Raw genomic sequence first — 9,352 nt, 5'->3', positions numbered from 1 at the left:
CTGCAGGCGTTCGCGCACGGCCGGCGCGGCGGCCAGTACTGGTTCACCGGCGGCTGGAACGTGCCCGCCGTCGTGGCCTGGAGCGTGGGCGCGGGGTTCGGCCTACTGACCGTGAACACCGAGCTGTACGTCGGGCCACTTGCCGAGATCGCCGGCGGCGTGGACCTCAGCACCGTCGGGTCGGCCGCGCTGGCGGTATTGATTTACCTCGCTTCGTTGCGTTTCATCAAGGCATGACGCCTGACGACGTGGTGACCGACTTCTGCAAGCTGTGGGCGAATCCCGACCCCGACGAGATCCTGAGTCAGTTCACCGATGACGCGGTCTACCACAACATTCCGATGCCCGCCGCGGAGGGCAAGGAGGCCATCAAGGGGTTCCTCGCCGTGATGCTCGACGGATTCGACGGCATCGACTTTCAGGTGCACCGCCAGTTCAGCCAGGGCGACGTCGTGATGAACGAGCGCACAGACGTGATGCGACGCACCGACGGTGGAGAGCTCGCGTTGCCGGTGATGGGCGTGTTCGAGGTGCGCGACGGCCGCATCGCCGCGTGGCGGGACTACTTCGACCTGGCGACCGTCACCGCCGCGTTCGGCTAAGCCAGTAACTTCACCGTGTCGTGCGGCTCGGGCAACAGGATCTCGAACATGGCCCGGCGCGAGGCGACGAGCTCGACGTTCCCGGACACATTCCCGGACATGCGGATTCGGCACGAAGCGAGCGCGGAGTTGTAGCAGTACTTCGTCGCGCCGCCGGTATCGAAATACGTCAACCCGATCACGTCGGAGGGCTCGGCGGTGATCTCGCCCTCCATCGTCACGTCGCCGGCCCGTCCCCCGAACGACCAAGAGAAGGGTCGGTACCTTCCGTGGGTGCGACGAGCGGCCAGGATCGATCGGGCGGCGAATTCGCTTCCGCCGTGCCGCAACACGAACAGCGTCGCGGCCGGCAGCGAGACGGGTCCGACGGCGGCGTGGGCGGTGACGATCTCGAGGGTTGACTCGGGTGCACCATCGAAACCGCACACCTGGCCGAACGCGTAGGCCGGCGTGTGGCGCCGACCCCAGTTGTGGTTGACGCTGCCCGTCCAGTGCTGCAGCCCGAGCCGGGCGCCGTCGAGTTCCACGTGCCCGTCGAACGTCGCGAGCGGGTGCCGGACCAGTGTCTTGGCGGTCGGGAACGGCGCCCGGTAACCGCGCTCGGTGAGCAGCTTCACGGGCGGCTCGTCGCCGGGGCGATGCTCAGGTCCCACGCCGCAGAGCGGCCGTCGCCGGTGACGGTGCCCCTGGCGGAAACGTCGTCGATCGTGGTGTCGCCGATCCACGCGGTCCATTCGTCGTACTGGTAATCCGACTGGCTCAGCGGGTGCCCGACCTTGAGCGCCCGATTGCCCGCACCGTCCGGGTCGAAGACCATGACCCACACGTCGGCCACCGGTTCGCCGACCGTCGGCAGGAGCAATGTCTCCCGCAGCCAGAGCGCCACGGCCTGGTCGGGGTGGTTGGCGCGGACGAAACGGCTCTCGTAATAGGGCGGTTTGTCGGGCATCACGGCCTCAGCATCCAATACTTGTGCGGTGACGGTAACCATGATGGCGGTCTACGTGCTCGGCGCCATCGCCGCGATCGAAGCCGTCGCGCTCGTCGTCCTGTGGTCACGGCTGACGCGCGGCCAACGTCAGCTGGCCGAGCTTCGCCGTCGCGTCGACACCCGAGCCAACCTGCTATCCGGCGGCAGGGAGGCCGTCAAGAACATGTGGCAGACCGCAACCATCCTGCGCAAGGACGGATTGGGCGCGGCGGTCCGCTCGTCGATCGAGGACCTGGCCGACTGGGCCGAGGTGCAGCGCCCCGATCTGGCCCGGCTCGCCCCCAGCGGGCGCGTGGCGATCCTGTTCTCCGACATCGAGGAGTCGACGGCGCTCAACGAGCGGATCGGTGACCGGGCGTGGGTCCGGTTGATCGACCGGCACGACAGGATGGTCAGCCGCCACGTGAAGCGGCATGCGGGCCATGTGGTCAAGAGTCAGGGCGACGGGTTCATGATCGCGTTCGCGCAACCCGAGGAGGCGGCGCGCTGCGGCATCGACGTGCAGCGCGAACTCGGCAAGCGGCGCGACGGCATTCGCGTCCGGATCGGCATCCACGTGGGCAAGTCCGTTCGCCGGGGTGAGGACTTGTTCGGCCGCAACGTCGCGATGGCGGCCCGCGTCGCTGCCGCGGCCGACGGCGGCGAGGTCCTGGTCAGTGAGCCGGTCCGTGACGCCATCGGCGATGAGAATGGCATCGCGTTCGACGACGGTCGCGACGTGGAGCTGAAGGGTTTCAGCGGCACCTACCGGCTGTACGCGCTGTCGTTATGACTCGCTATTCGGTGGCTCCGGCCTCGGCCGCCCTCTGGTGCAGCCTGGCCCGGATGTCGTCGGGCGTGTAGGACTTTCGCTTGCGTTGATCACGCGCCACCAGCACTCCACCCGCCACCACGCCGGCGACACCGGCCAGTCCGACCAACTTCCATATGCCTCGCATGGACAGAGTCTGCCTATGCTTCGCCTGTGAAGGAAAGCACGGTGTCTCTGGAGCGCGCTCTCGACGAGACTCGGACCGGCGATATCTGGCTGTTTCGGGGGCACTCCGGGCCCGACCGGGCGATCCAGTCGTTGACGAACAGTCCGGTGAACCACGTCGGGATGACGGTCGCGATCGACGACATGCCCCCGCTGATCTGGCACGCCGAACTTGGCAACAAGCTGACCGACATGTGGACCGGTTCCACGCACCGCGGTGTGCAGCTCAACGACGCCCGCGAGGCCGTCGAGCAGTGGCTCAACAAATACGAACAGCGGTGCTGGCTGCGTCAGCTGACCCCGTACGCCACCCGCGAGCAAGAGGACCGACTGCTGCGCGTCATCGCCCGGCTGGACGGCACGCCGTTCCCCAGTACGGCGCGGGTGACGGCGCGGTGGTTTCGTGGCCGGGTTCCGACGGCGGTTGACTGGGTGAGAGGAATCCCGGTCCTGGACAGGAAGGTTCGTGACGCGGCTCAGCGCAAGAAGGCCGAGCACAGCGGCGTCGGGCTGGAAACCGCCTACTGCGCGGAGACGGTGGCCGTCACCTATGACGAGATGGGTCTACTCGCCACGGACAAGCCGGCCAACTGGTTCGACCCTGGCAAGTTCTGGAGCGGCGACACGCTGCCGCTGGCGGCCGCTTACCGGCTCAGCGACGAAATCGCCGTCGTCCCGTAGCGGAGTGCCCTACGACACACCCGCCCAAGGATGAAAATCACCTGAGATATGCGTTCTTGTGCATGGATCGGCCCGTCGATAATCATCCCCGAGGTCGGCGGGCCGACCACTCCAAACCGCCAGCGCAATGCGCCTCCCCGCCCAGAAGTGCGGGATGCGAGGCGGCCGGGGAACCGTGATATCCCGGTGGCTGGGCGGGCTGGACGTAGGCGCACGTGGTCTCGATCGTGAACAGATGCCATTGCCGCTCTCCCTCGTTGGGAGGCATGCGCCCGCTGAACGTGTACGTGTTGTCGACTTTGGTCGCCACGACCTCACCAGAGTCGGCCACGAAACCCGCGACGTCCAGGTAGCGCAGGCCAGCCCTCTCGACGACGAGTCGAGGCTCCTGACGGAGCACCACCCGCACCGTTTTCCTGCCACCGTCCTGATTCACCAGGATGAGCAGCTTGCCGTCGGGTTGGGTGCTGCAGAGCACCTCCCCGGTGATGGTCTGGGTCTTGCCATCGAAGACCACCGTCGTGACGGAGGTGGCGGAGTCGCGGTCGCACGAGCAGGTCACCAGCGGGGCCATTAGGAGCGCAGCGATACCAACCGGCACGGGGTGGCCCGCGGCGGTACGCATGGACGCAGTATGAGACTCCGTGCGGCGCCTCAGACGTCGAACCGCAACTTCGGCGGTGTCCCGATGCGTGCGTCAGCAAACCAGGTGAGTTCGCCGTGACGAGCCTCACGCAGCGGAGCCCAAACGAGGTGCGTCGTGCCCTACCTGTTTTGGACGACGATCACCCAACGCGCGGCGGCGAATTATTTACGCCAGCGAAAATTTTCTGACGGTCCACGCCGCCCCATGGAGGGGTCGGCTACGCAGCAGCCTTTAGATACGTCACGAGATTGACGTCGCAGTACTCGTCGGTGAACATGCCCCGACAGCCACGAAGGTACTTCATGTAGCGGTCGTAGACCTCTTCGGATTGGATCTCGATCGCTTCGTGCCTGTTGGCCTCCAGAGCGTCGCCCCAGATGCCCAGCGTCCTGATGTAGTGCGGCCGCAGTGACAGCACCTCGGGGACGGTGAACCCGGCCTTCTCGCCGTGGTCCTGCATCATCTTGGCCGTCGGGATCCGGCCGCCCGGGAAGATCTCAGTGAGGATGAACTTGACGAATCGCAGGCCCTCGAACGTGATGGGTGTCCCACGCTCGGCCATCTCGTAGGGGTGGTAGCTGGTGGTGCTTTGGATCGTCATCCGTCCGTCATCGGGCATGATGCTGAAGCAGTTCTTGAAGAAGTCGTCGTAGCGCTCGAAACCGAAGTGCTCGAACGCCTCGATGGACACGATCCGGTCGACCGGACGATGGAACTGCTCCCAGCCCTCCAACAGCACCTCGTGGGTTCGGTTGCTATCGCACGTGTCGAGCAGCCTGGTGGTGTACGCCCTCTGGTTCTTGGACAGCGTCAGACCGATGACGTTGACGTCGTACTTCTCGATCGCCCGCTTCATCGTGGCGCCCCATCCGCAGCCGATGTCGAGCAGCGTCATACCCGGCTCGAGGTCCAGCTTGTCCAGGTTGAGGTCGATCTTGGCGACCTGCGCCTGCTCCAGCGTCAGGTCCGCGGGTTCGAAGTAAGCGCAGCTGTAGGTGCGACTCGGATCCTGGAACAGCCCGAAGAAATCGTCGGACAGGCCGTAGTGGGCCTGGATGTCCTCGAAATGTGGCCGCCACTTCGTCGAGCTGGATGCTTTCTCGGGCATATGTGCCGCGCGCCTTCCTCATGCCGGGGCAAGTGACGTCCATCACGTATGTGGTCTAACTGTGATCGGGACCCTACACGGGCGGCAATCGCCGGACGGCGCGTATCCCACCGTGTCTGATCAGCTAGTGCCCAAGCCTCGGCGCGCGACAAGTTTTTGGTTGCGCAGCTACGCGGACGGAATTGGAGGCCGCCGCACCGCGAGGGCCAAAGAAGGGCAGCCGATCCACATCAGGACAGGATGCTTGCCACCTGCCATGTATTGCCCCATCGGTCCCGAATCATTGCGCGACGCTCGCCGTAAGGCTGATCCTCGGGGACCTCGACCGAAGTGGCCCCGCGCTCGACCGCTTGCCGGTAGGCGGCGTCCACGCCTGCGACGTACAGATACAGGGACGCCGTCTGGGCTTTCGGGTCTCGGTGTCGGCCACCATCAAACGGACTCACCCCACCGCAACGTCGTCGGATGGCCAGGTACTACCTCGGCGGTGGCCTCGACGTCACCAACGGAGAGATGGCGTCGGGCAACACATTGCGTCGCGTGGTCGTGTCCTTCACGAACACGTCGTCACACCTGTGCGCGCTCACCGGGTTCCCCGGAGCGGACCTGGTCACTGCGGCCGGCGGTGTCCTGGTTAGCGTCGAGCGACGGCATGCCTTGGCGGTCCATCGAGTGACGCTCGACCCAGGCGAGGTCGCCAGCGCCGACGTCGAGGCCTACGCGATCGACACCACTACCGGTGACTCGTGCCCACGCATAGGCACGTTGGTCGTCACCCCGCCCAACGACTTCGTGTCGCGCACGTTGACGGCCAACCTACCGATTTGCAGCGCGACCATCAGCCCAGTGGCCTGAACCCCTGCGGCGGCGGCGCCGATCAACGAGACGAAGAAACTCGTCGTGCCCGATCGAGGGCTCGACACGAAATGCATTGAGAATCTTCCAAGAAAACGGCCATACATTCGTGTCGTCAACAACCCAGCGGTTCAAACGGAACCGCGAAAACCGAAGGGAGAAAACAACATGAACACCAACCACCCTCTCAAGAAGATGATCGTCGCCGCGCTGCTCTCCGGCGGCGTCGCGCTGGCCGGATTGGGGATGACCGCGGGCACCGCCCAGGCCGCTCCCGCGAAACCTGGTCCGACGATCGATCATTCGGACTATGCAGGCCCCATCGTCGAGTGCAACCAGTGCCGGCAAACCCTGCCCGGCGGCTTCGACGTCTCCCTCCCCGGCGGCTTCAAGCCCAGCGGCGTCGCCGCTCACTAGCCCGCGTCGGGGACAACCCCTCGGCCCGTCACCGGATCACCGGTGGCGGGCTGACGCGCGCGCGTGGGCAGATCGGTGTGCGGGTAGACGTGGCGGATCCGAAGGCCAGACGAGATGCCCGTTCGGGTGGTAGCCGCGCAGGAGGGCGACGATGCTCGGTACGGGTTCTGCCTCACTCACCGATGAGCGTCACGCCGATACGCGATGTGGATGACGCGGATCACCACCCGTTCGTCGAAGATCTCGTAAATCACGCGAAACTGGCCCCGACGCGCCGAGTACCGCCCCTCCAACCGACCGCGAAGCGGCTTGCCTACTCGTTGAGGATTCTCCGCGAGCGGGCCTCGAATGAACTCCCTGCACGCGACGGCCACGGCCTCGGGCAGCAGATCGGTGAGCGCCCTCTTCGCAGCCGCCGTCAACTCGATTCGATACGTCACTGCGGGAGCCGCCCGGCGGCGCGCATCTCCTCAGTCACCTCGTCGAGTGTGTAGATCTCGCCGTCCTCGGCCTCTGCCTCTGCCTCGGCCGCTCGGACCTCGCGCATCAGCTCTTGATCACCGAGGATCGCCAGAGTTTCCATGATCGAGTCAAAGTCGTCCGCACTGAGAATCACTGCTGCCCGGCGACCTTGCTTAGTAATCTCGATTCGCTCATGGGTGCGGACAGCCTCATCAACCAGCTTGGAGAGGTTGGCCCGAACCTCGGCCAGCGGGAGCGTCGACATGTACAGAATTCTGGCGCGATCGGACGCTCGAGATCACGAGTGCGTGGCGAGTGTGGGTGGCCTGACCCCGTTTGGTTGATCCATGGCGTATGAGAGTCTTGCGGCCCACGTAGTGGGCAGGAAGGCTCGACGAGATCATGGCGACAAGGAAGAGGCACAGCCCGGAGCAGGTTGTGCGGAAGCTGACGACGGCCGACCGGCTGCTCGGCGAGGGCAAGGACCTCGCGGCGGTGTGCCGCGAGCTGGGGGTCTCTGAGGCGACCTATCACCGCTGGCGCAACCAGTTCGGTGGGTTGAAGGCCGATGACGCCAAACGGCTCAAGGACCTGGAGCGGGAGAACTCCACGCTCAAGCGGCTGCTCGCTGATGCTGAGTTGGAGAAGGCTGCGCTCAAGGAGATCGCCCGGGGAAACTTCTAAGCCCGGAACGCCGGCGGGCGGCCGTTCACCACCTACAGCGGGTGCTGGGGGTGAGCGAACGGATCACCGGGCAGCACCGAGCCACCCAACGACACCAGCCTGTCTCGGCCACACCGGATGATCCAGATGCGGCGTTGCAGGACTGGCTGCGCGCCTACGCCAAGGACCATCCACGCCGCGGCTTCCGGCCGGCCTATCACGATGCTCGCGGTGAGGGGTGGGTCGTCAATCATAAGAAGATTCAACGGCTTTGGCGCGATGAGGGGTTGCGGGTTCCGCAGCGGCGGCGCCGCAAACGCCACGGCACCTCGACGGCGACAGACACCGTGACCGCAGATGCACCCAACCGGGTGTGGGCGGTCGACTTCCAGTTCGACGTCACCACCGACGGACGCCCGATCAAGATCGTGTCTATTATCGACGAACATAACCGCGAATGTCTGGGCGGTCTGGTTGAGCGCAGCATTACCGGTGAGGACCTCATTGCCGAACTTGCCCGCCTAGCGGCCGACCGCGGGACCCATCCAGCGGCGCTCCGTTGCGACAACGGACCCGAATTAGCTTGTGCGGCAATGGCCGAATGGGCCTGCAGCCGTGTCGGTCTGCACTTCATTCCACCCGGCCAGCCATGGCGCAACGGTTACGTCGAATCATTCAACTCCCGAATCCGCGACGAATGCCTCAACATCAACAGCTTCTGGTCACTGACTCAGGCCCGCTTCGTGATCAGCGACTGGAAACACGACTACAACCACCACCGCCGCCATTCCGCCCTGGGCTACCTACCGTCAGCTCGCTACGCTGCCACCTGTACCCACCAATGAACGACTCATCCGCTGTATCTGTGTGCAGTATGACGTCGCATTCCCCGCGGGGGGTGTTCCCGCAGGGCGCGTAGCTGAGTTCGTCCGGCTCGGTCCGTTTTCTTGTCGGCGACAGCCACGATGCGCCGCGATGCAGGGTGTGGGCATCGGCCTTACCTCGTAACGCCAGGTTGGAGCTCACGAAGCCAATCGCGCATGAGCCGGGCGAACTCCTGTGGACGCTCCTGATGAAGGAAATGCCCTGTGCCGCTCCAGACAGCGACCTGGTCGTGAGGACCGTGCGGCAGTGTCCGCTCCCACTCGGCGGCATCGGCCGACAAGCTGGCGTAGACGGCCAGCGTCGGGCATTCCCTCCGCCCGAGGTAGGTTTCAGCTACGGAGCGTCGGCCAAGGCTGTCCGGACCCCACATGGCAAGGAACGTCTTCGCAATGACAGACCGTGGCATGCCTTGCAGACGTCGTTCATGCCAAAACCTTTGCCACAACGGTGATTCAGCGACGTAGAACCGGGAGAAGATGCCTTGCGCAGCCTCCAGCGGATCCTGCCTCATCGCTGAGGCCAGCGGCGCCGCCCTTTCATCAGGTACCCCGTACTTGGGGTCGATCAATACCAACGCGGAAACCATGTTCGGGAATTCGACTGCGAGCGTGGAGGCCACGATAGCTCCCATTGAATGCCCGACCACGACCGCGCGATCGATTACAAGATGGCGGAGTACCCGGGCTACGTCCTCGGCCAGAACCTGTGCTCCGTATGGATCCACCGTCTGCGTCGATCGGCCGTGGCCGCGCAGGTCGACGATGACGACTCGGTGATCGACGGCGAGATCGGCGGCCAGCCAACTCCAATCTGCGCCGTCGCAGGCCCACCCATGCAGCAAGAGCACTGTCGGTCCGCTGCCGTGTTCTGAATAGAAGATCTCAACGTTGCCCGCAACCGCCACCACTGGCATCTCAACACGCCCCCTCCCCGATGCGAGTGTTGAGCGTCTCTCGGGATGACGACCACGGGGGTTCGAGCCGTCGGTGAGGGTGCCGATGTGGCGGCCGGGATGGCTGTGGGTTTGAGGTTGGTGGTCTGCACCGTCAGTCTGTCGAGGAACTGA

14 protein-coding genes and 1 pseudogene are annotated in these 9,352 nt (G+C 65.1%); 7 read left to right on the top strand and 8 right to left on the bottom strand.

All coding sequences use genetic code 11. The features are described 5' to 3' along the window. Positions 1-237 (top strand): cytosine permease (locus QOC69_RS34775; RefSeq protein WP_526447170.1); only part of this gene is annotated, 237 nt, incomplete at its 5' end. Continuing rightward, positions 234-602, top strand: a complete 369-nt coding sequence (locus tag QOC69_RS34770) for a limonene-1,2-epoxide hydrolase family protein (protein WP_526447168.1) — start codon at positions 234-236, stop codon at positions 600-602. The genes QOC69_RS34775 and QOC69_RS34770, both read left to right, overlap by 4 nt. Here the strand turns inward: QOC69_RS34770 and QOC69_RS34765 are convergent. Continuing rightward, positions 599-1,551: pseudogene (locus QOC69_RS34765) on the bottom strand (hypothetical protein). The gene QOC69_RS34770 and the pseudogene QOC69_RS34765 sit on opposite strands and share 4 nt — an antisense overlap. A 40-nt stretch (positions 1,552-1,591) precedes the next feature. Here QOC69_RS34765 and QOC69_RS34760 point away from each other — a divergent pair. Continuing rightward, positions 1,592-2,365, top strand: coding sequence for an adenylate/guanylate cyclase domain-containing protein (locus tag QOC69_RS34760; RefSeq protein WP_526447174.1), 774 nt, complete (start codon positions 1,592-1,594; stop codon positions 2,363-2,365). 4 nt (positions 2,366-2,369) lie between these two features. Here the strand turns inward: QOC69_RS34760 and QOC69_RS34755 are convergent, their stop codons facing one another. Beyond that, positions 2,370-2,531 (bottom strand): hypothetical protein, encoded by a 162-nt coding sequence (locus QOC69_RS34755; protein WP_526447166.1) that lies wholly within the window; start codon positions 2,529-2,531, stop codon positions 2,370-2,372. Positions 2,532-2,572: 41 nt separating this feature from the next. On the opposite strand from QOC69_RS34755, the gene QOC69_RS34750 reads away from it, so the two are divergent. Beyond that, positions 2,573-3,250, top strand: coding sequence for a guanylate cyclase (locus QOC69_RS34750; RefSeq protein WP_526447172.1), 678 nt, complete (start codon positions 2,573-2,575; stop codon positions 3,248-3,250). Between the two features lie 82 nt (positions 3,251-3,332). Here QOC69_RS34750 and QOC69_RS34745 read toward each other — a convergent pair whose 3' ends face one another. From QOC69_RS34745 to QOC69_RS34735, 3 genes are all read right to left on the bottom strand, one after another. After that, positions 3,333-3,875, bottom strand: a complete 543-nt coding sequence (locus QOC69_RS34745) for a lipoprotein LpqH (RefSeq protein WP_526447164.1) — start codon at positions 3,873-3,875, stop codon at positions 3,333-3,335. A 238-nt stretch (positions 3,876-4,113) separates the two neighbouring features. Then, a complete protein-coding gene (locus tag QOC69_RS34740) occupies positions 4,114-5,004 on the bottom strand; it encodes a cyclopropane mycolic acid synthase family methyltransferase (protein ID WP_526447162.1) in 891 nt (296 codons plus the stop codon). A 230-nt stretch (positions 5,005-5,234) separates the two neighbouring features. Then, positions 5,235-5,450: a VOC family protein gene (locus QOC69_RS34735; protein ID WP_526447160.1), complete on the bottom strand. Its 216-nt coding sequence runs from the start codon at positions 5,448-5,450 to the stop codon at positions 5,235-5,237. A gap of 19 nt (positions 5,451-5,469) precedes the next feature. Here QOC69_RS34735 and QOC69_RS34730 point away from each other — a divergent pair, with 19 nt between their 5' ends. Both QOC69_RS34730 and QOC69_RS34725 read left to right on the top strand, forming a co-directional pair. After that, positions 5,470-5,859 carry a DUF4232 domain-containing protein gene (locus tag QOC69_RS34730; RefSeq protein ID WP_526447158.1) on the top strand — a complete coding sequence of 130 codons (390 nt, stop codon included), beginning with the start codon at positions 5,470-5,472 and terminating at the stop codon, positions 5,857-5,859. A 168-nt stretch (positions 5,860-6,027) separates the two neighbouring features. Beyond that, complete coding sequence (locus QOC69_RS34725) at positions 6,028-6,276, top strand: hypothetical protein (RefSeq protein WP_526447156.1); 249 nt, start codon at positions 6,028-6,030, stop codon at positions 6,274-6,276. A gap of 176 nt (positions 6,277-6,452) precedes the next feature. On the opposite strand, the gene QOC69_RS34720 is transcribed toward QOC69_RS34725, so the two are convergent. After that, complete coding sequence (locus QOC69_RS34720; protein ID WP_526447154.1) at positions 6,453-6,716, bottom strand: type II toxin-antitoxin system RelE family toxin; 264 nt, start codon at positions 6,714-6,716, stop codon at positions 6,453-6,455. Further along, positions 6,713-7,003, bottom strand: a complete 291-nt coding sequence (locus QOC69_RS34715) for a type II toxin-antitoxin system Phd/YefM family antitoxin (protein ID WP_526447152.1) — start codon at positions 7,001-7,003, stop codon at positions 6,713-6,715. The genes QOC69_RS34720 and QOC69_RS34715 overlap by 4 nt, the downstream gene beginning before the upstream one ends. 137 nt (positions 7,004-7,140) lie before the next feature. On the opposite strand from QOC69_RS34715, the gene QOC69_RS34710 reads away from it, so the two are divergent. Continuing rightward, positions 7,141-8,246 (top strand): IS3 family transposase gene (locus QOC69_RS34710; protein WP_526447150.1). Its coding sequence is split into 2 segments (ribosomal slippage): positions 7,141-7,408 and positions 7,408-8,246, totalling 1,107 coding nucleotides; the frame shifts between segments, so codons are not numbered across the junction. Positions 8,247-8,398: 152 nt separating this feature from the next. Here the strand turns inward: QOC69_RS34710 and QOC69_RS34705 are convergent. After that, on the bottom strand, positions 8,399-9,199 hold the full coding sequence (locus QOC69_RS34705; protein WP_526447148.1) for an alpha/beta fold hydrolase: 801 nt from the start codon (positions 9,197-9,199) through the stop codon (positions 8,399-8,401). Positions 9,200-9,352 lie beyond the last annotated feature (153 nt).

Source organism: Mycobacterium sp., assembly GCF_032162105.1.
Lineage (GTDB): Bacteria > Actinomycetota > Actinomycetes > Mycobacteriales > Mycobacteriaceae > Mycobacterium.
The sequence above is the reverse complement of the archived record's forward strand: the minus strand, read 5'-3'. Positions and strand labels throughout refer to the sequence as shown.